The organism is Pseudonocardia broussonetiae (assembly GCF_013155125.1).
GTDB lineage: Bacteria > Actinomycetota > Actinomycetes > Mycobacteriales > Pseudonocardiaceae > Pseudonocardia > Pseudonocardia broussonetiae.
The window spans coordinates 6,998,830-7,022,359 of the sequence record NZ_CP053564.1 but is presented as its reverse complement, the minus strand read 5'-3'; the positions used below and the strand labels follow the sequence as shown (position 1 = coordinate 7,022,359).

At 74.4% G+C, this 23,530-nt stretch carries 22 protein-coding genes; 13 read left to right on the top strand and 9 right to left on the bottom strand.

Going from position 1 to position 23,530, the window contains the following annotated elements:
- Nucleotides 1–6: 6 nt before the first annotated feature.
- From HOP40_RS33895 to HOP40_RS33880, 4 genes are read right to left on the bottom strand one after another with little or no spacing between them, the layout of a single operon-like run.
- The gene (locus HOP40_RS33895) at nucleotides 7–1,290 is read right to left on the bottom strand and encodes an SAM-dependent methyltransferase (protein WP_172167312.1); all 1,284 of its coding nucleotides are present in this window, start codon (nucleotides 1,288–1,290) and stop codon (nucleotides 7–9) included.
- The gene (locus HOP40_RS33890) at nucleotides 1,287–2,018 is read right to left on the bottom strand and encodes a DUF1365 domain-containing protein (RefSeq protein WP_275691326.1); all 732 of its coding nucleotides are present in this window, start codon (nucleotides 2,016–2,018) and stop codon (nucleotides 1,287–1,289) included. The genes HOP40_RS33895 and HOP40_RS33890 overlap by 4 nt, the downstream gene beginning before the upstream one ends.
- 50 nt (nucleotides 2,019–2,068) lie before the next feature.
- Entirely contained in the window at nucleotides 2,069–3,343 is a 1,275-nt protein-coding gene (locus tag HOP40_RS33885) for an NAD(P)/FAD-dependent oxidoreductase (RefSeq protein ID WP_172167310.1), read from the bottom strand.
- The gene (locus tag HOP40_RS33880) at nucleotides 3,340–4,047 is read right to left on the bottom strand and encodes an alpha/beta hydrolase (protein WP_172167308.1); all 708 of its coding nucleotides are present in this window, start codon (nucleotides 4,045–4,047) and stop codon (nucleotides 3,340–3,342) included. The genes HOP40_RS33885 and HOP40_RS33880 overlap by 4 nt, the downstream gene beginning before the upstream one ends.
- A 118-nt stretch (nucleotides 4,048–4,165) precedes the next feature.
- Between HOP40_RS33880 and HOP40_RS33875 the strand changes: the two genes are divergently transcribed.
- On the top strand, nucleotides 4,166–4,984 hold the full coding sequence (locus HOP40_RS33875) for a lysophospholipid acyltransferase family protein (protein ID WP_172167306.1): 819 nt from the start codon (nucleotides 4,166–4,168) through the stop codon (nucleotides 4,982–4,984).
- Between the two features lie 126 nt (nucleotides 4,985–5,110).
- Nucleotides 5,111–5,992: a type IV toxin-antitoxin system AbiEi family antitoxin domain-containing protein gene (locus tag HOP40_RS33870; RefSeq protein ID WP_172167304.1), complete on the top strand. Its 882-nt coding sequence runs from the start codon at nucleotides 5,111–5,113 to the stop codon at nucleotides 5,990–5,992.
- A 66-nt stretch (nucleotides 5,993–6,058) separates the two neighbouring features.
- Here the strand turns inward: HOP40_RS33870 and HOP40_RS33865 are convergent, their stop codons facing one another.
- Entirely contained in the window at nucleotides 6,059–6,994 is a 936-nt protein-coding gene (locus tag HOP40_RS33865; protein ID WP_172167301.1) for an acyl-CoA desaturase, read from the bottom strand.
- 74 nt (nucleotides 6,995–7,068) lie between these two features.
- Entirely contained in the window at nucleotides 7,069–8,430 is a 1,362-nt protein-coding gene (locus tag HOP40_RS33860) for a mycothione reductase (RefSeq protein ID WP_172167299.1), read from the bottom strand.
- 112 nt (nucleotides 8,431–8,542) lie between these two features.
- Here HOP40_RS33860 and HOP40_RS33855 point away from each other — a divergent pair, with 112 nt between their 5' ends.
- Nucleotides 8,543–9,007 carry a GNAT family N-acetyltransferase gene (locus tag HOP40_RS33855; RefSeq protein ID WP_172167296.1) on the top strand — a complete coding sequence of 155 codons (465 nt, stop codon included), beginning with the start codon at nucleotides 8,543–8,545 and terminating at the stop codon, nucleotides 9,005–9,007.
- A 19-nt stretch (nucleotides 9,008–9,026) separates the two neighbouring features.
- On the opposite strand, the gene HOP40_RS33850 is transcribed toward HOP40_RS33855, so the two are convergent.
- The gene (locus HOP40_RS33850) at nucleotides 9,027–9,938 is read right to left on the bottom strand and encodes an SCO6745 family protein (protein WP_172167294.1); all 912 of its coding nucleotides are present in this window, start codon (nucleotides 9,936–9,938) and stop codon (nucleotides 9,027–9,029) included.
- A 91-nt stretch (nucleotides 9,939–10,029) separates the two neighbouring features.
- On the opposite strand from HOP40_RS33850, the gene HOP40_RS33845 reads away from it, so the two are divergent.
- A complete protein-coding gene (locus tag HOP40_RS33845; RefSeq protein ID WP_172167291.1) occupies nucleotides 10,030–10,491 on the top strand; it encodes a lipopolysaccharide assembly protein LapA domain-containing protein in 462 nt (153 codons plus the stop codon).
- Nucleotides 10,492–10,543: 52 nt separating this feature from the next.
- On the opposite strand, the gene panB is transcribed toward HOP40_RS33845, so the two are convergent.
- Nucleotides 10,544–11,419 carry a 3-methyl-2-oxobutanoate hydroxymethyltransferase gene (gene panB / locus HOP40_RS33840; protein WP_172167289.1) on the bottom strand — a complete coding sequence of 292 codons (876 nt, stop codon included), beginning with the start codon at nucleotides 11,417–11,419 and terminating at the stop codon, nucleotides 10,544–10,546.
- Between the two features lie 133 nt (nucleotides 11,420–11,552).
- Between panB and HOP40_RS33835 the strand changes: the two genes are divergently transcribed.
- From HOP40_RS33835 to HOP40_RS33795, 9 genes are all read left to right on the top strand, one after another.
- Nucleotides 11,553–13,109 (top strand): alpha/beta hydrolase, encoded by a 1,557-nt coding sequence (locus HOP40_RS33835; RefSeq protein WP_172167286.1) that lies wholly within the window; start codon nucleotides 11,553–11,555, stop codon nucleotides 13,107–13,109.
- A 65-nt stretch (nucleotides 13,110–13,174) separates the two neighbouring features.
- On the top strand, nucleotides 13,175–14,518 hold the full coding sequence (gene glnA, locus HOP40_RS33830) for a type I glutamate--ammonia ligase (protein WP_172167283.1): 1,344 nt from the start codon (nucleotides 13,175–13,177) through the stop codon (nucleotides 14,516–14,518).
- Nucleotides 14,519–14,574: 56 nt separating this feature from the next.
- Nucleotides 14,575–15,405 (top strand): GNAT family N-acetyltransferase, encoded by an 831-nt coding sequence (locus HOP40_RS33825; RefSeq protein WP_172167280.1) that lies wholly within the window; start codon nucleotides 14,575–14,577, stop codon nucleotides 15,403–15,405.
- A gap of 70 nt (nucleotides 15,406–15,475) precedes the next feature.
- Nucleotides 15,476–17,329, top strand: a complete 1,854-nt coding sequence (dnaG, locus tag HOP40_RS33820; RefSeq protein WP_172167278.1) for a DNA primase — start codon at nucleotides 15,476–15,478, stop codon at nucleotides 17,327–17,329.
- A 67-nt stretch (nucleotides 17,330–17,396) separates the two neighbouring features.
- A complete protein-coding gene (locus HOP40_RS33815) occupies nucleotides 17,397–17,936 on the top strand; it encodes a hypothetical protein (RefSeq protein ID WP_172167275.1) in 540 nt (179 codons plus the stop codon).
- Nucleotides 17,933–18,694 carry a trans-aconitate 2-methyltransferase gene (locus tag HOP40_RS33810; protein ID WP_172167273.1) on the top strand — a complete coding sequence of 254 codons (762 nt, stop codon included), beginning with the start codon at nucleotides 17,933–17,935 and terminating at the stop codon, nucleotides 18,692–18,694. Before HOP40_RS33815 ends, HOP40_RS33810 begins: the two co-directional genes overlap by 4 nt.
- Before the next feature lie 163 nt (nucleotides 18,695–18,857).
- Nucleotides 18,858–20,516, top strand: coding sequence for an NAD(P)/FAD-dependent oxidoreductase (locus HOP40_RS33805; RefSeq protein ID WP_172169732.1), 1,659 nt, complete (start codon nucleotides 18,858–18,860; stop codon nucleotides 20,514–20,516).
- Complete coding sequence (locus tag HOP40_RS33800; RefSeq protein WP_172167271.1) at nucleotides 20,513–21,946, top strand: ATP-binding protein; 1,434 nt, start codon at nucleotides 20,513–20,515, stop codon at nucleotides 21,944–21,946. The genes HOP40_RS33805 and HOP40_RS33800 overlap by 4 nt, the downstream gene beginning before the upstream one ends.
- Nucleotides 21,947–22,034: 88 nt before the next feature.
- Nucleotides 22,035–22,433 carry an OsmC family protein gene (locus tag HOP40_RS33795; protein ID WP_172167269.1) on the top strand — a complete coding sequence of 133 codons (399 nt, stop codon included), beginning with the start codon at nucleotides 22,035–22,037 and terminating at the stop codon, nucleotides 22,431–22,433.
- On the opposite strand, the gene galK is transcribed toward HOP40_RS33795, so the two are convergent.
- Nucleotides 22,430–23,509, bottom strand: coding sequence for a galactokinase (galK, locus tag HOP40_RS33790; protein ID WP_240157418.1), 1,080 nt, complete (start codon nucleotides 23,507–23,509; stop codon nucleotides 22,430–22,432). The two genes, HOP40_RS33795 and galK, sit on opposite strands and share 4 nt — an antisense overlap.
- Nucleotides 23,510–23,530: the final 21 nt, after the last annotated feature.

Here is a 23,530-nt window from a genome sequence, read left to right as displayed (position 1 = left end):
GGGGGATCAGTAGGAGCGGTGGTGCTGGAGCGAGAGCTGGTACACGTCGAGGTAGCCGACGCGGAACCCGGCCTCGCAGTAGGCGAGGTAGAACTCCCACATGCGGCGGAAGGTCTCGTCGAAGCCGAGGCCGGCGACGGTCTCCCAGCGCTCCAGGAACGTGCGGCGCCAGTGCGCGAGCGTGCGGGCGTAGTCCGGGCCCAGGCTGCGGCGCTCGGCGATGCGCAGGCCGGTGTGGTCGCGCAGGTTCTGCTCGATGGCCTCGACCGACGGGATCACCCCGCCCGGGAAGACGTACTTGGAGATCCAGGTGTAGTCGTTCTGCGACACCAGCATCCGGTCGTGCGGCATGGTGATCGACTGGAGTCCGACCTTGCCGCCAGGCTTGAGCAGGCGGTCGAGCGCGGCGAAGTACGTCGGCCAGTAGGCGACGCCCACGGCCTCGATCATCTCGACGCTGACCACGGCGTCGTAGCTGCCCTGGGCCTCGCGGTAGTCGCGCAGCAGGACCTGCACGCGGTCGGCGACCCCGGCGGCGTCGAGGCGCTGCTCGGCGAGCTTCGCCTGCTCGGCGGAGATCGTCAGGGTGGTGACGCGGGCGCCGCGCTGCGCGGCCCGGGTGGCGAGGCCGCCCCAGCCGGTGCCGATCTCCAGGACGTGGCTGTCCGGGCCGACGCCCGCCATGTCCAGGATGCCGTCGATCTTGCGCTCCTGGGCGAGCACGAGGTCGTCGCTGCCGTCGGCGAACCAGCCGGCGGAGTAGGACATCGTCTCGTCGAGGAACGTGGCGAACAGGTCGTTGGACAGGTCGTAGTGGCGGTGGATGTTCTCCCGCGACCCCTCGACCGTGTTCACCTCCTCGCTGGGCTGGCGGGCCTCGGCGAAGCGCCGGCCGATCCGCTGCAGCACCGGCGGGATCAGCGTCGCCATCTTCGCCGCGAACGGGGCGAGGAGGTCGGCGAGCTCGGTGGTGGTCCAGTCGCCGACCATGTACGACTCGCCGAACCCGATCTTCGACCCCGCGCCGAGGCGGTGGAAGAAGGCCTCGGGGCGCACGATCCGCATGACGGGGGAGTCGGGGCCGCCCGCGCCGATGCGCTCGCCACCGGGGAACACCACCCGCACCGGCAGCGGCCTGACCGCCTGCCGGAACAGCACCTCGGCGATGCGCGCCTTGCCCGGAGCCCGCGGCGGCGTGGCCAGGCCCGGCCACACGCCCTCGTTGGGCCGGGGCACGAGGTGGTTGTTGGAGCGCCGGACCGGGGTCGGGCTGATGGGTTCGGTCGTCACTGGACGCCTTCCTGTGGTGCGTGCTTCGGCCGACGGATCACGGGCAGGCGCCGCAGCCACAGCGCGATGCCGTGGCGACGGATGAGAGCCGAGGTGCGATGGGTCACGAGCGGGCGCCGCACGAGCATCCGGGCCAGCGCGGCGGGGGTGGCCGGGCGCCGCGACCCGGTGACGGTGGCCGTCAGCGCGGTCGCGCCGTCCTGGCGCAGGGTGACCGACACCGTCAGGCGCTCGCCGGGCAGCGGCAGCACCATCCGGTAGTCGCCCTCGACGGTGAGGAACGGCGAGACGTAGAAGTCCTTGGGCGTCTCGGCACGGCCGACGTCGTCGGTGCGGAGCAGGTAGCAGTGGCGCTCGCCGTAGGTGTTGTGGACCTCGGCGACGACGCACTCGAGCGCGCCGTCGGGCCGGTGGCACCAGTACACCGTGATCGGGTTGAACACGTACCCGAGCACCCGGGCGTGGGCGAGCATGAGGACCTGCCCGCCCGCCAGGTCGACGCCCCGGGTCGCGAGGTAGGCGTCGAGGTTCCGGCGGATCGAGCGGTCGGGGTCGCCGAGGTGGTCGCGCGCCTCGAACCGGGCGAACGGGCGCAGCCACACCGGCATCTGCGGCAGCGCGTCGAGGTCGACGAGCCAGAGGTAGACGGAGTGGGTGAAGCGCCGGTCCATCGCCTGGCGCCGGACGTGCCGGACCTCGGCGTCGTAGAGGGCGGGCGCCTGCGGCACCCGTGAGTGGAAAAGAGGCCCCTGGGCCTCTTTTCCACTCACGACCTCGGTCACCAGCCCGCCCCGAGGCTCGCGGCGGCCCGCACCCCGGCGGCGCACCCGTCCTCGTGGAAGCCCCAGCCGTGGTAGGCGCCCGCGAAGGCGACCGTGCCGTCGTTGAGCAGCGGCAGGCGGCGCTGCGCGGCCACCGACTCCGGCGTGTAGATCGGGTGCTCGTAGTGCATCGTCGCGATCACCGAGTCCTGGTCGACGCGGTCGGTGCCGTTGAGCGTGACGACGTAGTCCTCGGGCTCGGCCAGGCGCTGCAGCCGGTTCATGTCGTAGGACACGAGGACCGGCGCGTCCTGGCTGGAGCAGGCGGACTTGAGGTAGTTCCACGACGCCCGCGCCCCGGCGTTGCGCGGCAGCACCGACGTGTCGCGGTGGAGTTGGGTCGTGTTGGCGGAGTAGGCGAAGGCACCGAGGACGGCGCGCTCGTCGTCGGTGGGGCGGTCGAGCAGCGCGAGCGCCTGGTCGGGGTGCGTGGCGATGACGACCTTGTCGACGCGGTGCGGGCCGTCGGCCTCGATCCGCACGCCGTCGCCGTCGCGGCGCACCGACGTCACGGGGTTGGACACGTGCACCGCCGAGAGCCCCTTGACGACCTTCTCCACGTACGCGCGCGAGCCGCCGGTGACGGTGCGCCACTGCGGCGAGCCGCCGACGGCGAGCAGCCCGTGGTGGTGCAGGAACGTGAACAGGTACCGCGCCGGGTAGGACATCGACACGGACTCGCCCGCCGACCACACCGCGCTCACCACGGGCAGCATGAAGTGCTCCACGAAGTAGCGGGAGTAGCCGCCGATGGCCAGGAACGCGCCGAGCGTGACGTCGCCGGCGCGCTCGTCGTCGAGCACCCGGCGGGCGTGCCGGTGGAACCGGACGACCTCGCCGAGCATCCGCAGGTACTGCGGCCGGGCCGCGTTCGACAGCTGCGGGAACAGCCCGCCGAGCTTGCGCGCCCCCGCGTACTCCAGCCCGCAGCCCTCGCAGCGGACCGACATCGACATGTCCGACTCCTGCGTGGCCACCCCGAGCTCGGCGAACAGCCGCAGCAGGTTCGGGTAGGTCCGCTCGTTGTGGACGATGAAGCCGGAGTCGACGTTGGTCGTACCACCGTCCGGGGTGGACAGTTCGTGGGTGTGGGCGTGGCCGCCCAGGCGGCCGTCGGCCTCGAACAGCGTGACGTCGTAGCGCCGCTGCAGGAGGTGGGCGGCCGTGAGCCCGGCGACCCCGGACCCGACGACGGCGGCGGTGGGCCGGTCGGTCGCGGGCAGCTGGCTCATGTGTGTGCTCCATCGAGTACGGCCCGGAGGCCGCTGGGCGGGGGTTGGCGCAGAGCCTTCGCAATAGCGGGGTCCTCGGGTTCGATGTGGAGGACGCCGAGCACGAATCGGGTGACGAGGTCGTGCCAGACCTGCGACCGCGCGATCATGAAGTGGCCGGCGCCGGGCACGTCGAACCGGCAGATCCGCACGCCGCGCTCCTTGGCGCGCACGGCGTAGCGGAAGGACTCGCCGGGATCGGTCCAGCGCTCGCGGTCGCCGTGGGCGATGAGGACGGTCCGGCCGTCGAGCTGGTGGACGGGGTCGGCGCCGTCGAGCCAGGGCGCGAGCGCGCAGACGGCGACGACGTTCGACCCCGACGCGGCTCCGAGCGCGGCGCGCCCGCCCATCGAGTGCCCGACCAGCACGACCGGGACGCCGGGGAACCGCTCGGCCAGCTCGGAGATCGCCCACTGGGCGTCGCGCAGGGCGTCGCGGGCCGGGGCGTTCCAGCCGCGGTAGCGGTAGCGCAGCAGGTAGGTGCCCGGTCCGCGTCGGCTCAGCGCGCGGGCGAACGGCACCATCCGCCGGTAGGTCAGCCGCTTGCGCTCGCCGCTCTCGCGGCTGTGCGCGCGGCCGCCGTGCAGGACGAGCACCAGGGCGGTCGGGCGGTCCTGCTCCCGGCCGACGGGCTCCAACCGGGGCAGACCGGACTCATCGGGCACGGAGACCTCACGGACGGGGGCGGGGCGCGGACGGTGTCTCCGGACATCCGTCGCCGGCCGCGCCCCGGTTGGGGGCTGGGACGCACGTCACACCCACCCCGTGCGACACAATGGACCGATGAGGCCGCTCACGACCTGGCAGAAGCTGCGCCTCACCGTCACGCGGCGGTGGGACACCTCCGGTTTCTCGTACGGGTTCGCCATCTGGGCGCTGTGGCCGTTCACGATGTTCGGCACCCGCATCGGCTGGAGCGGCGGCGAGCACATCCCCCGCACGGGCGGCGCCCTGCTCGCGATCAACCACGTCTCGTTCGCCGACCCGATCTTCAACGTCGCGTTCACGATCTCGCACGGGCGGATGCCGCGGTTCCTCGCGAAGTCCGAGCTGTGGGGCGTCCCGGTGGTCCGGTCGGTGCTCGGCAAGGGCGGCCACATCCCGGTCTACCGCTCCTCGGCCCGCGCGGGCGACGCCTACCGCGAGGCCATCGCCGCCGTGCAGCGCGGCGAGATCGTGGCGTTCTACCCGGAGGGCACCTTCACCTCCGATCCCGAGGGCTGGCCGATGAGGTCCAAGAACGGCATCGGCCGCATCGCGCTCGTCACCGGTGCGCCGGTGATCCCGGTCGCCAACTGGGGCACGCAGGACGTCCTGCCGCCCGGGTCGAACCGGCCGCGGCTGTTCTTCCCGCGGCGGCGGGTCAGCGTGGTCGCGGGCCCGCCCGTCGACCTCTCCCGCTGGCTGGGCGGCCCCCGCACCCGCACCGCGCTCGACGGCGTCACCGCGGCGATCATGTCCGACGTCACGGGGCTGGTGGCCGGGATCCGGGGCGAGCTGCCGCCGGCGCAGCCCTACGACCCGGCGGCGATCGCGTCCGCCCCGTCCGGCCCGCCCGGCCCGCCCGCGGTGGAGCCGGTGGACGAGCGCCCGGCGTCCTGAGTGCGGTGATCGCCGCGAGTGGTTCGACGGTGTCGCCGGTGACACCCCAGCGCCACTGCTGACGATCATGGGGACCGGTTCCCCGGTTCGGCCGCGCACGGCGGCTGCGGACGTCATGCTCCGCCGATGTCTCCGGAGTCCCTGCTGGCGCCCCTGCTCGAGCGGCAGGCGGGAGTCGTCACGCTCGCGCAGGCCGTGGCGGCCGGGGTGTCGGCGAGCACGGTGCACCGCCGCGTCCGCGCGCGGGCCTGGGAGCTGCTGCACCCGGGCGTCTACCTGGTGGGCGGTCACCGCTACACCGACGAGGTCCGGATCCGGGCCGCGTGGCTGTGGGCGGGCGGGGCCCCGGCGGTGGTCAGCGGTCCCGCGGCGGCCTACTGGTACCGGATGCTCGACCGGGCGCCCGCCGTCGTCGAGCTGACCGTGCCCCGCGGCCGGCACCTGCGGCCCGGTCCGGGCATGTCGGTCGTGCGCCGTGACCTGTCGCCCGCCGACCTCGTCACCGACCGCCACCTCGACGTGACGGCCGAGCCGCTCACGGCGCTGGAGACGGCGCTCGGGGTGCCGGACGGGTCGGTCTTCCTGGACCGGGCGCTGCAGCGGCACGTCCGGTTCCCGGCGCTGTACCGCGCGTACTGCCGCAACGTCGGCCGACACGGTGCGTCGCGCGCCGCCCAGCTGATCACGGCCTCGGCCGACCGGGCCGACTCCGCGGCCGAGCGCCTCCTCGTGACGCTGCTGCGGGACGCGGGGATCACGGGCTGGGTGCTCGGGCACCCGTTCGGGGCGTGGCGGATCGACCTGGCGTTCCCGGCGGAGAAGTTGGCGATCGAGGTCGACGGGTGGGCGTGGCACGTCGACGCGGAGCGGTTCCGCAACGACCGTCGCAAGGGCAACGCGATCACCCGGGCCGGATGGGACCTGCTCCGCTACACCTGGCACGCACTGGACGGCGAGCCGGCGGAGACCGTCGCGGAGATCGCCGGAGCCCTCGCCACCGCCGCATGATCACCACCTGCGGTGCGACGCGGCCAGAGATGGCCGGATCGCACCGCAATCGCCGATCACGAGCCGCTAGCGGGCCAGCTTCTCCAGCCGCCGGGCCGTGGGCCAGCGGACCGAGTGGGCCCAGCCGAGCTTCTCGAAGAGCCAGATGACGCGGGCGGAGATGTCGACCTGCCCGCGCCGCACGCCGTGTCGGGCGCAGGTGGGGTCGGCGTGGTGCAGGTTGTGCCAGGACTCGCCGAAGGACAGGACGGCGAGCGGCCAGACGTTGCGCGAGTGGTCGCGGGAGACGAAGGGCTGGTCGCCGATGACGTGGCAGATCGAGTTGATCGACCAGGTGACGTGGTGCAGGAGCGCGACCCGCACGAGCCCGCCCCAGAAGAACGCGGTGAGCGCGCCCCACCACGACATCGTGACGAGCCCGCCGATCAGGCCCGGGACGACGAGCGACAGCGTGGCCCACAGGACGAACAGCCTGTCGACGCGCACGATGTCGCGGTCGGCGAGCAGGTCGGGGGTGAAGCGCTCCTCGTTGGTCTGGTCGCGGCCGAACAGCCAGCCCATGTGGGCGTGGTAGAAGCCGCGGGCCAGGGCCACGGGGCCGGTGCCGAACAGCCACGGGGAGTGCGGGTCGCCCTCCTTGTCGGAGAAGGCGTGGTGGCGGCGGTGGTCGGCGACCCAGTCGATGACGGGGCCCTGCAGCGCGAGGCTGCCGGCGACCGCCAGCGCGACCCGCAGCGCCCGGGTGGCCTTGAACGACCCGTGGGTGAAGTAGCGGTGGAACCCGACGGTGATGCCGAGGCCGCTGGCGACGTAGAACGGCAGCGCGATGGCGACGTCGACCCACGTCAGCCCCCAGCCCCACGCGACCGGCACGGCGGCCAGCAGGGCGAGCAGCGGCACGATCACGAAGACGTAGACGGCGACGGTGGACGCGACGCCGCGCTGCCCGTCGAGGAGGGGCTTGGGCCCCGTCGCGCGGGCGGGGCTCTCGGCTACGGACATGCGCACCTCGGTGTCGACGGGGGAAGGGTGGCCTCACCAACCGGCCCAGTATCCAGCATTCGCGCCCCGGGCCCCTACAGATCGAGCCCGAGCAGTGCGTTCTCGACCACTTCGGGCAGCGCGGGGTGGATCCAGTACTGCCCGGTGGCCATCTCGCGGGCGCCGGTCCCGAACGCCATGGCCTGGACCAGCGGCTGGACGACCGTGCTCGCCTGCGGACCCATGACGTGCGCCCCGAGGATCCTCCCGGTGCCGCGCTCGGCGATGACCTTGCAGAAGCCGGTCGTGTCCTCCATCGCCCAGCCGTAGGCGACGTCGCCGTAGGCCTGGACCTTGACGACGTGGTCGAGCCCCCGCTCGCGGCACTGCGCCTCGGTGAGCCCGACCGAGGCGATCTGCGGCGAGGTGAACACCGCCGCGGGGACCGCGTGGTGGTTCGTGGTGCGCAGGTCGTCGGGGTGGGCGAGGTTGTGGGCGACGATCTTGGCCTCGTGGTTGGCGACGTGCTTGAGCGCGTAGGGCGAGCTGACGTCGCCGAGCGCGAACACGCCCTCGGCCGTGGTGCGCTGGTGCCCGTCGACGACGATCCGGCCGTCGTCGTGGACCTCCACACCCGCCTTCGCGAGGTCGAGCCGGTCGCCGTTGGGGGTGCGGCCGGTGGCGACGAGGAGCAGGTCGCCCTGCACCGTCGACCCGTCCTCCATGGTGAGCTCGACGCCGGCCGCGTCGTGGCGCGCCGCGGTGACCCACTGCCCGAGCCGGACGTCCCAGCGGTCGCGCACGGCGGCGGTGAAGCGCTCGGCGACGGTCTCGTCCTGCGAGCGCAGCAGGTGCCGCCCGCGGCCGATGATCGTGACGCGGGAGCCCAGCGCGGAGAAGACGTGCGCGAACTCGGCGCCGATGTACCCGGCGCCCACGACGACCAGGTGCTCGGGCAGCGCGTCGATGCGCATGACGGTGTCGGACGTCTCGTAGGGCACGCCCGAGTCGGTGATGACGGCCGGGATCGCCGGGCGCCCGCCCGCGGCGATGACGACGCGGTCGGCGGTGAACGGCTCGGCGCCGTCGACGGAGATCTCGCGCGGGCCGGTGAACCGGGCGTGCCCCTCGTAGACGGTGATGTTGGGGCAGCGGTCGACGCGGTACTCGCGCCCGCCGGCGGAGATGGGGTCGATCCGGCCGAAGACGCGGTCGCGGATGTCGGTCCAGCGGACCTTGTCGACGGTCGCGTCGATCCCGTAGCGCGCCGCGTGGCGGATGTGCTCGGCGACGTCGGCCGGGTAGACGTACATCTTGGTGGGGATGCAGCCCACGTTCAGGCAGGTGCCGCCGAACACCCCGTGCTCGACGATCGCCACGTCGAGGTGGTCGAAGCGCGAGTCGACGATGGAGTTGCCGGAGCCGGTGCCGATGACGGCCAGATCGTGGTGTCGCACCAACCGGAGGTTAGTCCGGCGTGCGACGCCACGCGGGGTGCGAGTGGCCGGTACCGCACCCGCTCGCCCGCCGGACCCGGTAGCGGCGGCCCGGGTCTGGTAGGTAGAGGGCATGACCAACGACGTGATCGCGGCGACCGTCCACCGGGCCTGGGCGGCGGACCTCGATCCGCGGACGCTCTACGCCATCCTGCGGCTGCGCGTCGACGTGTTCGTCGTCGAGCAGTCCTGCGCCTACCCCGAGCTCGACGGCCGCGACCTCGAGGACCGCGCCCGCCACTACTGGCTCGGCGGCGAGGGCCGGCCCGAGCCGGTGCTGGGCACGCTGCGGCTGCTCAAGGAGCCCGACGGGGAGCACCGCGTCGGCCGGGTGTGCACCGCGCCCTCGGCCCGCGGGCACGGCCTGGGCCGGCGGCTGATGGAGGCCGTGCTCGGCGAGGTCGGCTCGCGCCCGTGCGTCGTCGACGCCCAGGCGCACCTGGGGGAGTTCTACCGGTCGCTGGGGTTCGAGCCCACGGGCGAGGCCTACGACTGGGACGGCGTGCCGCACGTCCCGATGCGCCGCCCCGGCCGCTGAGAACCCGGCCGCCAGGAGCTCAGCCCGCCGCGCGCTTGCGCGGGTCCGGCGGGAACGCCCCCACCTCGACGCAGCGCCGCGACCACGCCGCCAGCTCCGCGGTGACCGGCGCCAGGTCGGCGCCCAGCGCGGTCACCAGCGCCTCCTGCGACGCGTCGGTGGCGGCCTCGATGCCGTCGCGGACCGCGCGTCCCGCCTGCGTGATCGCGCCGTCGCCGAGCAGGCCGTCGGCCTCCAGCCGGGCGACGGCGGCCGCGGCCGCCGCCTCGGGCCACGCGCGGGTGCCGGAGTACTCGCCGACGGGGTAGCCCAGCCAGACCTCCATGAGCACGCCCATCCGCACCGGGTCGAGCCCGGCCGCGACGCACGCGGCCACGTGGCCGTCGCCGCGGTGCTCGCGCACCAGGTCGGCGGCGCGCCACAGGCGCCCGAACGGGTCGGCGAGGCGCGGCTGGGCGCGCAGGGCGGAGAACAGCGGGCGGCCGGTGCCGTCGACACCCTCGACGGCGGCCTCCAGGACCCCCGCGACGCGCGCCGCGTCGTCCGCCGCGGCGTCCCCGAGGGCGGCCCGCAGGCTCGCCGCGGTGGCGGCGTCGCGCAGCGCGATCAGCTCCGGCAGCGGCACGAGCGCGCGGCCCGTCGTCCACATCGCGTCGACGAGCCCGGGCTCGAACACCGCGAACGCCGCCGCGACGACGGCCGAGGGCACCTCGCCGAGCGGGGCGGCACGGCCGGTGACGTAGCCGGTGAGGAAGTCGTGGCCGCGCGCGGCGAGCGCCGCGTTGACCGGCTCGGACCAGACGGCGTGCATCGCCACCGGCTCCAGGGCGTCGCGCAGGGCGCGGGCCGGGGTCGCGGCGGGCCCCGGGACGGCGGCGGGGGAGTCGGGCGGAGCGGCGAAGAAGGCGTCCCGGGCGGCGGCGTAGTCCACGGTCGGACGTTAACCGACCGTGCTCCGCCTCACACGGCAGGTTGCGGGATACTTCCCGGCGCAACCGCGCAACGACAGGAGTGGTGACGGCATGAGCGAGGACCCGACCCGGGCGACCCGATCAGGCGGGCCGGCCTACGGGAGCGTCGGGCCGAACGACCCGCACGCCGATCCGGCCACCGATCCCGGCATGCGCCCGGTCGGGCCGGGTGCCGGTCCCGACGGTCAGACCGTCGCGGTGCCGCAGGACCCGGACACCGCGCCGGTGCCCACCACCCCGGCGCCGCGGCGCGACCCGGTCCCCGTCGGCCGCTCCCGCACGGGCGGGCTGTGGACGGGGCTGATCCTCTCGGCGATCGTCGGCGTCTTCCTGCTGGTGTTCATCCTGCAGAACAACGTGCCGGTCGTGATCGAGTTCCTGGGCCTGTCGGGCACGCTGCCGCTGGGCGTGGCACTGCTGCTGGCCGCGATCGCCGGGCTGCTGCTCGTCGCCATCCCGGGCGGACTGCGGATCCTGCAGCTGCGCCGGATGGCCGGGCGCGCGGGCCACTAGGGGGTGGGTCACCGCACGGGCACGCGTCGGCGCGTGCCCGTGCGGGAGGTCCTCAGGAGTACGAGTGCTCGGCGTCGGGGTACTCCCCGCCGCGCACCTCGTCGCCGAACCGCTTCGCGGCGTCGAGCAGGATCGACCCGACGTCGGCGTACTGCCGCACGAACCGCGGCTTGCGGCCCCGGTTCATCCCCGCCATGTCCGACCAGACGAGCACCTGCGCGTCGCAGTCGGGACCCGCGCCGATGCCGATCGTCGGGATGGCGAGCTCGCCGGTGACGCGCTTGGCGACGTCGGCGGGCACCATCTCCAGCACGACGCCGAACGCGCCGGCGGCCTGCATCGCCAGGGCGTCCTCGATGAGCTTCTCCCCGGCGTCGCCGCGGCCCTGGATGCGGAAGCCGCCCAGCGCGTGCTCGCTCTGCGGGGTGAAGCCCAGGTGGGCCATCACCGGGATGCCGGACGCCGTGAGCGCCTCGACCTGCGGGGCGAACCGCGCCCCGCCCTCGAGCTTGACGGCGTGCGCGCCGCCCTCCTTCATGAAGCGGAAGGCGGTGGTGAGCGCCTGCTCGGGGCTGATCTGGTAGCTGCCGAAGGGCAGGTCGGCGACGACGAGCGCCTGCTGCGAGCCCCGGACGACGGCCTTGACCAGCGGCATCAGCTCGTCGACCGTGACCGGGATCGTGTTGTCGTAGCCGTAGACGTTGTTGCCGGCCGAGTCGCCGACGAGCAGGACCGGGATGCCGGCCTCGTCGAAGATCTCCGCGGAGTACACGTCGTAGGCGGTGAGCATCGGCCAGCGCTCGCCGCGGTCCTTCATCTCGCGCAGGTGGTGCACGCGCGTGCGCTTGGGCCTGGGGGCCGCCTCGCGGTACGGGGCCTGCACCTCGGTGCCGGGTCCGGTGCTCCGGGCTGCTGCGTTGTCAGACATCGTTGTCCGTCCTCCCTCGAGGCCCTCGCGGGTCCCCGGGTTGTCAGGTGGTGACGATCGAAGCGTGACAGCCCGGCGGCCCGGCGGCACCGGTGAGCGACGGAGTTCACACGGCCTGGCATGATCGCGGCCGATGGACGTCCGCCACGCCGCCCCCGCCGCCGCCCTCGCCGTGCTGGCTCTGGTCGCCGCGTGCACCACGACGACCACGGGTCGGGGGGCCGCCGCGGCCGGCGCCGCCCCGCCCGGGCTCGAGGCGTTCTACGACCAGGACCTGAGCTGGGGGCCGTGCGCCCCGTTCGCCGTCACGGCCGACGACACCGACGCCTACGCCGACCCCGCGCTGGACTGCTCGCGCGTCACGGTGCCGCTGGACTACGCGCAGCCCGGGGGCGAGACGGCCACGATCGGGGTCCTGCGCAAGCGCGCCACCGGCGACCGCATCGGGTCCCTGCTGATCAACCCGGGCGGGCCCGGCGCGTCCGGCATGAGCTACGCCCCGTCGATCGCCGGGCAGATCGTGGGCACCCCGCTCGCCGAGCGCTTCGACCTCATCGGCTTCGACCCGCGCGGCGTCGGGGCCAGCGAGCCCGCGATCGACTGCGAGACCGACGCCGAGCGCGACCAGGAGCGCGCCGACATCGACGCCGACGCGTCGCCGGAGGGCGTCGCGCTCCTGGAGGCCGACTCGCAGGAGTTCGTCGCCCGCTGCGTCGAGCGCGTCGGGGTGGACGTGCTGGCCAACGTCGGCACCCGCGACGTCGTGCGCGACCTCGACGTCGTGCGCGCCGCCCTCGGCGACGACGAGCTGACGTTCCTGGGCTACTCCTACGGCACGTTCATCGGTGCCAAGTACGCCCAGGCGTTCCCCCGCAACGTCCGCGCGCTCGTGCTCGACGGCGCCGTCGACCCGGCCCAGAGCGCGGTGGAGAGCGCGGTGGCGCAGAACGCCGGGTTCCAGCTCGCGTTCGACGCGTTCGCCGCCGACTGCACGACGCAGCCCGGCTGCGCGCTGGGCACCGACCCGGCGCGGGCCGTCGACGCGTTCAAGGCGCTGGTCCTGCCGCTCTACGACGCGCCCGCGGCCGTGCCCGACGGCCGCACGCTGGGCTACGCCGACGCCATGACCGGCGTCATCCAGGCGCTCTACAGCGAGCAGCTGTGGGAGCCGCTGCGGCTCGGGCTCTCCGAGCTGGCCGTCGGCCAGGGGCGCGTGCTGATGCTGCTCGCCGACCTCTACGAGAGCCGCGCCGAGGACGGCACCTACGACGACTCGCTCGAGGCGTTCCCGGTGATCAGCTGCCTCGACGAGGAGCGGCTCACCGACCCGGCGGTGTTCCTGGAGATCGACACGCGGGCCCGGGAGGTCGCCCCGTTCCGCGACGACGGCCGCGGCCCGACCGCCGCCCGCCCGCCGTGCGCGTTCTGGCCGGTGCCGCCCACGACCGAGCCCGCACTGCCGTCGGTCGCGGGCCTGCCGCCGGTGCTGGTGGTCTCGGTCACCGGCGACCCCGCCACCCCGTACGAGGCGGGCGTGCGCCTGGCCGACCAGATCGGCGGCGTCCTGCTGTCGGTCGAGGGCAACCAGCACACCGTCGCGCTGTCGGGGGTGCCGTGCGTCGACGACGTCGTCACCCGCTACCTGGTCGACCTCGCGGTGCCCGACGACGGCACGAGCTGCACGATCTGACGACGTCGACCGCCGTGACCGGCCACGAAACACGTTCGTAACGCGGCGTTCCTAGGCTCCGGCCCATGGATCGCCAGCAGGAGTTCGTGCTCCGCACGCTCGAGGAACGCGACATCCGCTTCGTGCGGCTGTGGTTCACCGACGTGCTCGGTTACCTCAAGTCGGTGGCGGTCGCCCCCGCCGAGCTGGAGGGGGCCTTCGCCGAGGGCATCGGGTTCGACGGCTCCGCGATCGAGGGCTTCGCGCGCGTCTACGAATCGGACATGGTCGCCCGCCCCGACCCGTCGACGTTCCAGGTGCTGCCCTGGGAGACGGCGTCGGGCGAGCACTACTCGGCCCGCATGTTCTGCGACATCGCCATGCCCGACGGCTCGCCGTCCTGGGCCGACCCCCGCCACGTCCTGCGCCGCGCCCTGAGCAAGGCCGCCGAGGCGGGCTTCACCTGCTACGTCCACCCCGAGATCGAGTTCTACCTCCTGCGCGACCTGACCTCCGACGGCTCCGAGCCGGTGCCGGCCGACAACGGCGGCTACTTCGACCAGGCGAGCCACGACGTCGCCCCGCACTTCCGGCGCAACGCGATCGAGACGCTGGAGTCGATGGGCATCTCCGTCGAGTTCAGCCACCACGAGGGCGGCCCCGGCCAGCAGGAGATCGACCTTCGCTACGCCGACGCCCTGACGATGGCCGACAACATCATGACCTTCCGGTACGTGGTGAAGGAGGTCGCGATCACCCAGGGCGTGCGGGCGTCGTTCATGCCCAAGCCGTTCTCCGCGCACCCCGGCTCGGCGATGCACACGCACTTCTCGCTGTTCGAGGGCGACCGCAACGCCTTCCACGACCCCAACGACCCCTACGAGCTGTCCGAGACGGGCAAGGCGTTCGTCGCGGGCGTGCTGCGCCACGCGCGCGAGATCAGCGCCGTCACCAACCAGTGGGTCAACTCCTACAAGCGCCTGATCACCGGCGGGGAGGCGCCCACGGCCGTGTCGTGGGGCCACGCCAACCGCTCCGCGCTCGCGCGGGTGCCGATGTACTCGCCCGGGAAGTCCTCGACCCGGCGCGTGGAGATCCGCACGCTCGACACCGCCTGCAACCCCTACCTGGCGTTCGCGGTGATCCTCGGTGCCGGCCTGCAGGGCGTCGCCAAGGGCTACGAGCTGGGCCCGGCCACCGAGGACGACGTCTGGTCGCTCACCGACACCGAGCGCCGCGCCATGGGCTACGAGCCGCTGCCGCAGAACCTCACCGAGGCGCTGCACGCGATGGAGGGCTCCGAGCTCGTCGCCGAGATCCTGGGCGAGCACGTGTTCGACTTCTTCCTGCGCAACAAGCGGGCGGAGTGGGACGCCTACCGGCGCAACGTCACCCCCTACGAACTGGCCACCTACCTGCCGGTCCTCTAGGCCGGCGCCGGGGAAATCGGGACGGTCCCGCCGCGCGGCGGTGGGACCATCGGGGCATGCGCGTCACCCTCCACGAGTCGGTCGCGGCGTTCGCCGCCGCGGCCGGCCCGCTCTACGCCGCCGACCCGGCGCGGCACACGATCGCGCTGACGGTCCTCGACGCGCTCCGGGCCCGGGGCGACCGCGCGGGGCTGCTGCTCACCGTCGCCCGCGGCGGCGAGACCGTGGGCGCGCTGCTGCAGGAGCAGGGCCGGCCCGCCACGGCGTCGGCGCTGCCGCCCGCCCTGGCCACGGCGGCCGAGCGGGTCGTCGACGCCGACCTGCCCGCCGTCAACGGGCCGGTGGCGGAGGTCGAGGCGTTCGCGGCCGCCCACACCGCGCGCACGGGCCTGCGCTCCGAGGTCGCGATGCGGATGCGGCTGTTCCGGCTCGTCGCGCTGACCCCGCCGTCGGCGGCGCCGGGGTGCGCGCGCGTCGCCGGGCCCGGGGACGTCGACCTGCTCACGGAGTGGCACAGGGCCTTCGCCGCCGAGGCCGTCAGCTCGCTGGACCCGCCAGCGGACCCGCGGCCCGGCGTCGTCGGGTCGATGGAGCAGGGGGCGGGGCACCTGCTGTGGGAGGTCGACGGGCGGCCGGTCGCGTACGCCGCGGCGCGGCGCCCGGTGGGCCCGATGTCGCGGATCGGGCCGGTGTACACGCCGCCCGAGCACCGGGGCCACGGCTACGGCACGGCGGTCACGGCGGCGGCCGCCGCGTGGGCGACCGGGGCCGGGGCGCGGGAGGTCGTCCTGTTCACCGACCTGGCCAACCCCGTCAGCAACGCGATCTACCCGCGGATCGGCTTCCGGCCCGTCCTCGACGCGCTGGAGCTGCGGTTCGTCCGCTGAGCCGGGGTCCCCGTGCCCGCCGGCCACGGCTCGGGCCGGGGACTCCGCGCGCGGGCCTAGACTCGCAGGCGTGGCGGGACGCATCCGGGATTCGGACATCACCGAGGTCCGCGACCGCACCCGCATCGACGAGGTCATCGGCGAGTACGTGGCCCTGCGTCGCGCCGGGTCGGGGTCGCTGAAGGGCCTGTGCCCGTTCCACGACGAGAAGTCACCGAGCTTCAACGTCCGCCCGACGCACGGCACGTTCCACTGCTTCGGCTGCGGCGAGGGCGGCAGCGTCTTCGACTTCGTCATGAAGATCGAGGTCGTCGGGTTCGCCGAGGCCGTGGAGCGGCTCGCCGACCGGATCGGGTTCCGGCTCACCTACACCGGCGGCGGCGCGTCCGTGCAGCGCGACCGCGGCACCCGCTCGCGGCTGCTGGAGGCCAACAAGCGGGCCGCGGAGTTCTACGCCGAGCTCCTGCGCACCCCCGAGGGCGCGCCCGGCGTCGAGTTCCTCACCTCGCGCGGCTTCGACGCGGCGGCGGCGGAGCGGTTCGGCTGCGGCTGGGCGCCCGCGGGCTGGGACACCCTCACCAAGCACCTGCTCGCGGGCGGCTTCTCCCTCGACGAGCTGATCAAGGCCGGGCTGTCGAAGGAGGGCAGGCGCGGGCCGATCGACCGGTTCCACCGCCGGCTGCTGTGGCCGATCCGCGACCTCGGCGGCGAGGTCGTCGGCTTCGGGGCGCGCCGGATCTTCGACGACGACGGCATCGAGGCCAAGTACCTCAACACCTCCGACTCGCCGGTCTACCGCAAGACCAACGTGCTGTTCGGGCTCGACCTCGCCAAGCGCGAGATCGCCAAGCGGCGCCAGGTCGTGGTCGTCGAGGGCTACACCGACGTCATGGCGATGCACCTCGCGGGCGTGCCGACGGCCGTCGCCTCCTGCGGCACGGCGTTCGGCACCGAGCACATCGCGGTGATCCGCCGGCTGATCGGCGACGACTCGTTCGACCTCGGCGAGGTCATCTACACCTTCGACGGTGACGCGGCCGGGCAGGCGGCGGCGCTCAAGGCGTTCGAGGGGGAGCAGAGCTACACGGGCCAGACCTACGTCACGATCGCGCCCGACGGGCAGGACCCGTGCGAGCTGCGCCAGTCCCACGGCGACACCGCCGTGCGCGACCTGGTGGCCCGCCGCGAGCCGCTCTACGAGTTCGTCATCCGCTCGATGCTGCGAGAGCACAACCTCGAGACGCCGGAGGGGCAGACCGCGGCGCTGCGCCGGGCGGTGCCGCTCGTCGCGCGGATCAAGCGCGAGGACCTGCGCGACGAGTACGCACGCCGCCTCGCCGGCTGGACCGGCTGGCCCGACGAGTTCGCGGTCGTCCGCCGCGTCCGCGAGGAGAGCGGCACGGCGCCGGAGAAGGTGCGCGGCCGCCGCGACGCCCCGACCCCGCCGCCGCGCGACGACCCCCGCCTGCACCTGCAGCGCGAGGCGCTCAAGGCGGCGCTGCAGCTGCCCGCGATCGCCGGTCCCGCCTACGACGAGCTGCCCGAGCAGGTGTTCAGCCACCCCGCGCTGGCGGGCGTCCACCGCGCGGTGCAGGCGGCGGGCGGGGTGTGCGCGGGCCTGGAGGGCTCGACCTGGCTCGACGCGGTGAGCGCCGAGTGCGTGCCGGAGTCGCGGCCGCTGGTGCACGAGCTGGCCGTGGAGCCGCTGCAGATGCCGCGGCGCGGGATGGAGGAGGCGCGGTACGTGGGGAGCGTGGTCGCCGGCGTGAAGCTGGCCCTGGTCGAGGCGCAGGTCGCGGAGCTGAAGGGGCGGCTGCAGCGCACCAACCCGCTGGAGGACGCCGACGCCTACCACCAGCTGTTCGGCGACCTGGTGCCGCTGGAGCAGTACCGGATCGCGCTGCGCGAGCAGGCGGCGCGGTGAGCGGCTGCGCCACCCGTGAGTGGCAACGAGTGCCAGAGCCCTCTTTTCCACTCACGGCAGGTTCCCGATGATCCGGCTCAATCCGCTGAAGGCGATCCGCAGGGTGCTGGGCCGCGACGACCTCCCCGCCGGGTTCACCGGCGAGCTGGAGCCCGACGAGCGGGTCCTCGCCGTCGCGCCGATGCCCGACGGCGCGAGCTGCGTCGTCACCACCTGGGGCATCTGGACGCCGGGCGAGGACGGCGCGCACCGCGTCGGCTGGCACCGCGTCAGCAAGGCCGTCTGGGGCGCCGGGGTGATCGCGCTCGTCGAGGCCGACGAGGAGCCCGCCGGGGGAGCGGTGGTCCTCACCGACCGGCCCGTGCGCCGGATCCGGCTCACCGAGCCCGGACGCGTGCCCGAGGTCGTGCAGGAGCGCGTCACCGCCTCCATCCGCAGCCGCCACCACCGCGAGCTGCCCGGCGGGGGCGCGTGGTTCGTGCAGCGCAAGGTGCCCGGCCGCGACGGCGTCGTCCTGCAGGTGCGGCCCGACCCCGGCACCGACCCCGCGGCGGTCCGCCAGGTCGCGTCCGACGCCGCGGCGGCGCTCGGGCTGGGCGCCCCGTGACGTCCTGGGACCCGGCGCTCTACCTGAGCTTCGACGACCACCGCGCCCGCCCGTTCCACGACCTGCTGGCGCGCATCGGCGCTGTCGAGCCGCGGAGGGTCGTCGACCTCGGCTGCGGTCCGGGCCACCTCACCGCGCTGCTGTCGGGGCGCTGGCCGGGCGCCGCGGTCACCGCGCTCGACTCCTCGCCGGAGATGGTCGCGGCCGCCCGGGAGAACGGGGTCGACGCCGACCTGGTCGACGTCCGCGACTGGACGCCCGCTCCCGACGCCGACGTCGTCGTCACCAACGCGGTGCTGCAGTGGGTGCCGGAGCACGTGGCGCTGCTGCCGCGCTGGCTCGAGGCGCTGCCGTCGGGGGCGTGGTTCGCGATGCAGGTGCCCGGCAACTCCTCGGCGCCCTCGCACCACCTCGTCCGCGAGGTCCTCGACCAGCCGCGCTGGCGCGGGTCGGTGGCCGTCGGCGACGGGGACGCGCTGCCCGAGCCGGCCGCGTACGCCGACCTGATCGCGGGCACCGGCGCCGAGGTCGACGTCTGGGAGACCACCTACCTGCACCGCCTCACCGGCGCCGACCCGGTGCTGCGCTGGATCAGCAGCACCGCCCTGCGCCCCGTCCGCGACGCCCTGCCCGCGGCGGAGTACGACCGGTTCCGCGACGAGCTGGCGCCCCGGCTGCGCGGCGCCTACCCGCCCCGCCCCGACGGCACGACCTGGTTCCCGTTCCGCCGGGTCTTCGCCGTCGCGCGCACCGCCTGACCCTCCCGCCAGTCAGTCGACTCCGCCGGGAGAACACCAGCGCCTCCCGACGCCCGACCGCCCCCGCCCCGGATCGGGGTAGGTTCGATCTCGGCGTGCAGCGTCGCGCGCACCGCCGCGTCCGTCGAACGTCGTCTGGGGAGTCCGCGTGTCCCAACCCACCGTGAGCAAGCCCGTCCTCCTGACGGTCGACGACGACCCCGGGGTGAGCCGGTCGGTGGCCCGCGACCTGCGCCGCCGCTACGGCCAGGACCACCGGATCGTCCGGGCCGAGTCGGGCGCCGACGCGCTCGAGGCGCTGCGCGAGCTGGTGCTGCGCGGGGAGCCCGTCGCGGCGATCCTCGCCGACTACCGGATGCCCGGGATGAACGGCATCGAGTTCCTCGAGCAGGCCATGGACATCGCGCCGCACGCCCGCCGCGCCCTGCTCACCGCCTACGCCGACACCGACGCCGCGATCCAGGCGATCAACGTCGTCGACGTCGACCACTACCTGCTCAAGCCGTGGGACCCGCCGGAGGAGAAGCTCTACCCCGTCGTCGACGCGCTCATCGAGACCTGGCGCGCGGTCGGCCAGCGGCCCGTCGACGAGATCCGGCTGGTCGGGCACCGGTGGTCGGCCGAGTCGTTCGCCGCGCGCGACTTCCTGGCCCGCAACGCCGTGCCCTACCGCTGGTACAGCAGCGACGACGCCGAGGGCGCCCGGCTGCTCGACGCCGCGGGCGCGGGCGCGGACGACCTGCCCGTCGTCATCACCGTCGACGGCACCGCGCTGCGCGCCCCCACCGACGCCCAGATCGCGTCGGCGTGCGGGCTCACCGTCGACCCGGCCACCGACTTCTACGACCTCATCGTCATCGGCGGCGGCCCGGCCGGGCTCGGCTCGGCGGTCTACGGGGCGTCGGAGGGGCTGCGGACGGTCCTGGTCGAGCGCCAGGCCACCGGCGGGCAGGCCGGGCAGAGCTCCCGGATCGAGAACTACCTCGGCTTCCCCGACGGCGTCTCGGGCGCGCAGCTCACCGACCGGGCGCGGCGCCAGGCCGCCAAGTTCGGGGCGGAGGTGCTGACGGCGCGCGACGTCGTGGCGCTGGAGGTGCGCGGCTCGGCCCGCGTCGTGCAGTTCGGCGACGGGTCGGAGATCGCGGCGCACGCCGTCGTCCTGGCCACCGGCGTCGCCTACCGCAGCCTCGACGCCCCGGGCGTCGCCGAGCTGGCCGGCCGCGGCGTCTACTACGGCTCGGCCGCCACCGAGGCCCCGGCCTGCGCGGGGCAGGACGTCTACATCGTCGGCGGTGCCAACTCCGCCGGGCAGGCCGCGGTGTTCTTCTCCCGGCACGCGCGATCGGTCACCGTGCTGGTGCGCGGACCGAACCTGGAGGCGTCGATGTCGCACTACCTGATCAAGCAGCTCGAGGCGATCGACAACGTCGTGGTGCGCACCGGCACCGAGGTCGCGGAGGCCTGCGGCGACGGGCACCTGGAGCGCCTGGTGCTGTCGGACCGGACGTCGGGGGAGAAGGAGACGGTCGAGGCGGGCGCGATGTTCGTGTTCATCGGGGCCGCGCCGCGCACCGACTGGCTCGACGGGGTCGTCGTCCGCGACGCCCGCGGCTTCGTCCCCACCGGCCCCGACCTCACCCACGGCGGCGGCCCGCCGCCCGGCTGGACGCTGGACCGCGACCCCTACCACCTCGAGTCCAGCGTGCCCGGGGTGTTCGTGGCGGGCGACGTGCGGTCGGAGTCGGTCAAGCGGGTGGCGTCGGCGGTCGGCGAGGGTGCGATGGCGGTGACGCTGGTGCACCGCTACCTGGCGGAGCAGTGACGACCCGGGCCGACCTGCGGACGCTGTTCCTGTTCGAGGCGCTCTCCGACGAGCAGCTCGCGTGGGTGTCCGAGCACGCCGACGAGGTCGACGTGGCCGCGGGCAACGACATCGTCGTCGAGGGCGAGCCGGCCGACTGCTTCTACGTCCTGCACGCCGGCACCGTCGCGATGAGCCGCGTGATCGCCGGCGACCCCGTGGAGACCACCCGCACCGACCACCGCGGGGTCTACTTCGGGGCCGTCCAGTTCTACCTCGACGACGAGAGCGCGCGGACCTACCCGGCGTCGGTCCGCGCCGTCACCGACTGCTGCGTGCTCGCGCTGCCGGCCCGGGAGTTCGCCGCGGAGTTCAGCCGCTGGTTCCCGATGGCGGTGCACCTGCTGGAGGGCATGATCCTCGGGCTGCGCAAGGGCGGGCAGATCACCGCCGAGCGCGAGCGCCTCCTCGCGCTGGGCAAGCTGTCGGCGGGGCTCACCCACGAGCTCAACAACCCGGCCGCGGCCGCCGGGCGCGCCGCCGACGCCCTGCGCGACAAGGTCACCGGCATGCGCAACAAGCTCGCCATGATCGCCGACGGGCGGATCGCCGGCCCGCAGCTGCACAAGCTGGTGATGGCGCAGGACGAGTTCGTCAAGAAGGTCCGCCACGCCCCGCCGCTCTCGCCGATCGAGACCTCCGACCGCGAGGACGAGCTGGGCGACTGGCTCGACGACGCCGGCATCAGCGGCGGCTGGGACCTCGCGCCGGTGTTCGTCGCCGGCGGGCTGGAGGTCTCCGACCTCGACGCCGTGCGCACCGCGACCGACCCGGCGGTGCTGGAGGGCGCGATCCGCTGGCTCGCCTACACCGTCGAGACCGAGAGCCTGCTGCGCGAGATCACCGACGCCACCAGTCGCATCTCCGACCTCGTCCTGGCGGCCAAGCAGTACTCGCAGATGGACCGCGCGCCGTTCCGCTTCGTCGACGTCCACGAGGGGCTCGACGCCACGCTCGTCATGTTCGGCCGCAAGCTCGCCTCCGCCGACGGCACGGGCGAGGGCGGCGTGCGCATCGTCCGCGACTACGACCGCTCGTTGCCGCCGATCCCGGCCTACGCGGCCGAGCTCAACCAGGTGTGGACCAACATCATCGACAACGCGGTCGACGCGATGGGGGGCTCCGGCACGCTGACGGTGCGCACCTCGCGCGACGAGGACCGCGTGCTCGTCGAGATCGGCGACTCCGGCCCGGGCATCCCGCCCGAGGTGCGGCAGCGGATCTTCGAGCCGTTCTTCACGACCAAGGGCGTCGGCAAGGGCACCGGGCTGGGGCTCGACGTGAGCTACCGCGTGGTCGTGTCGCGCCACCACGGCGACATCGCCGTCGTCTCGCAGCCGGGGGACACCCGGTTCCAGGTGCGCCTGCCGATCACGGAGGCGCTCGTATGACCCGGGCCCGCACGACCCGGGCCCGCACGACCCCGGCCCGCACGACCCCGGCCCGCACGACCCCGGCCCGCACGACCCAGGAGCAGCCATGACCATGCAGATGCCGATGGCCGCGGCCGACGCCCGCATCACCCCGTCCGGGCCGGTCGTGCTCGACCTCGGCGGCCACTCCGTCGTCGTCGACCACGAGGCGGCCGGGCCGACCCCGTTGGAGCTGATGACGGGCGCGCTGGCGGCCTGCAGCGCGATGTCGGCGCGCACCCACCTGGCCCGCGACGGCGACATCGGCGACGTCGAGGTGATCGTCACCCTCGACGCCGGCCCGCCCACCCTGTTCTACCGGCGGGTGGTCCTGCCGTTCTCGCTGAGCACCGCCGACGCCCACCGCCTGGCCGACGCCCTGGAACGCACGGAGCTGACGATGATGCTGCGCCCGTCGTTCCAGATCCGGACGTCGGTGGAGCACGCGGGCGAGGTGCTCAACTAGTCGTCGCGGCCGGCGCCCGCGCTCGGCTCGGCCGTGCGCACCTCGGGTGCGGTGAGCCCGGCCCGGGCGAACGCCGCCCGTACCGCGTCGGTGACGGCGTCGATCCGCTCGACCGGCACCAGCGCGATCGCCGAGCCGCCGAACCCGCCGCCGGTCATCCGCGCGCCGAGCGCCCCGGCGTCGCGGGCCACCTGGACGGCGAGGTCGAGCTCGGCGCACGACACCGCGTAGTCGCGGGCCAGGGAGGCGTGCGAGGCGTCGAGCAGCGGGCCGATGTCGCGCAGCCGTCCGGCGTCGAGCAGGGCGACGACCTCGCCGACCCGCGCGATCTCGCTCACGATGTGCCGCGCGCGTGGCAGCAGGTCGGCGTCGAGGCCCTCCAGGTCGGCGGGGGTGGCGTCGCGCAGGCTCGGCATGCCGAGCGCCGCCGAGGCCTTCTCGACGGCCGCGCGCCGCGCCCCGTACTGCCCGTCCGCGAGGTCGTGGCGCACCCGGGTGTCGATGACGAGGACGGCGAGCCCGTCGTCGGCGGGGGCGAAGGGGACCTGGCGCGTCGACCCGTCGCGGGTGTCGAGCAGCAGCGCGTGGCCCGCGGTGCACAGCAGCGCCGCGGCCTGGTCCATGCCGCCGGTGGCCGCGCCCACGACCTCGTTCTCCGCGCGCACGCACGCGCGCGCGAGCTCGTCGCGGGGCAGGCCGAGCCCGAACAGCTCGTCGGCGGCCACGGCCACCGCGCACTCCAGCGCCGCCGAGGACGAGAGGCCGGCGCCGAGCGGGACGGTCGCGGTGACGGTCAGGTCCATCCCGCCGACGGGGTGCCCGGCGTCGCGCAGGGCCCAGAGCACGCCGGCGGCGTACCCGGCCCAGCCCGCCGGCGAGCCGGGGCCGACGTCGTCGAGCGCGAGGTCGACCCCGCCGCCCTCGGCGTCGCTGCGCGCGGTGAAGCGCCCGTCGCTGCGTACCGCGGCCTCGACGACGGTGCGCTCGGCCAGCGCGAAGGGCAGGCACAGGCCCTGGGCGTAGTCGACGTGCTCGCCGATGAGGTTGACCCGTCCGGGTGCGGACCAGCGGCTCACGCGGCACCACCCGTGAGTGGA

What these genes read in the sequence shown, in the direction of transcription:
- HOP40_RS33885 (WP_172167310.1), bottom strand. Translation starts at nt 3,343, where the DNA reads ATGAGCCAGCTGCCCGCGACCGACCGGCCCACCGCCGCCGTCGTCGGG.
- HOP40_RS33855 (WP_172167296.1), top strand. Translation starts at nt 8,543, where the DNA reads ATGACCAACGACGTGATCGCGGCGACCGTCCACCGGGCCTGGGCGGCG.
- HOP40_RS33845 (WP_172167291.1), top strand. Translation starts at nt 10,030, where the DNA reads ATGAGCGAGGACCCGACCCGGGCGACCCGATCAGGCGGGCCGGCCTAC.
- HOP40_RS33865 (WP_172167301.1), bottom strand. Translation starts at nt 6,994, where the DNA reads ATGTCCGTAGCCGAGAGCCCCGCCCGCGCGACGGGGCCCAAGCCCCTC.
- HOP40_RS33835 (WP_172167286.1), top strand. Translation starts at nt 11,553, where the DNA reads ATGGACGTCCGCCACGCCGCCCCCGCCGCCGCCCTCGCCGTGCTGGCT.
- HOP40_RS33875 (WP_172167306.1), top strand. Translation starts at nt 4,166, where the DNA reads ATGAGGCCGCTCACGACCTGGCAGAAGCTGCGCCTCACCGTCACGCGG.
- panB (WP_172167289.1), bottom strand. Translation starts at nt 11,419, where the DNA reads ATGTCTGACAACGCAGCAGCCCGGAGCACCGGACCCGGCACCGAGGTG.
- glnA (WP_172167283.1), top strand. Translation starts at nt 13,175, where the DNA reads ATGGATCGCCAGCAGGAGTTCGTGCTCCGCACGCTCGAGGAACGCGAC.
- HOP40_RS33815 (WP_172167275.1), top strand. Translation starts at nt 17,397, where the DNA reads ATGATCCGGCTCAATCCGCTGAAGGCGATCCGCAGGGTGCTGGGCCGC.
- HOP40_RS33870 (WP_172167304.1), top strand. Translation starts at nt 5,111, where the DNA reads ATGTCTCCGGAGTCCCTGCTGGCGCCCCTGCTCGAGCGGCAGGCGGGA.
- HOP40_RS33795 (WP_172167269.1), top strand. Translation starts at nt 22,035, where the DNA reads ATGACCATGCAGATGCCGATGGCCGCGGCCGACGCCCGCATCACCCCG.
- HOP40_RS33825 (WP_172167280.1), top strand. Translation starts at nt 14,575, where the DNA reads ATGCGCGTCACCCTCCACGAGTCGGTCGCGGCGTTCGCCGCCGCGGCC.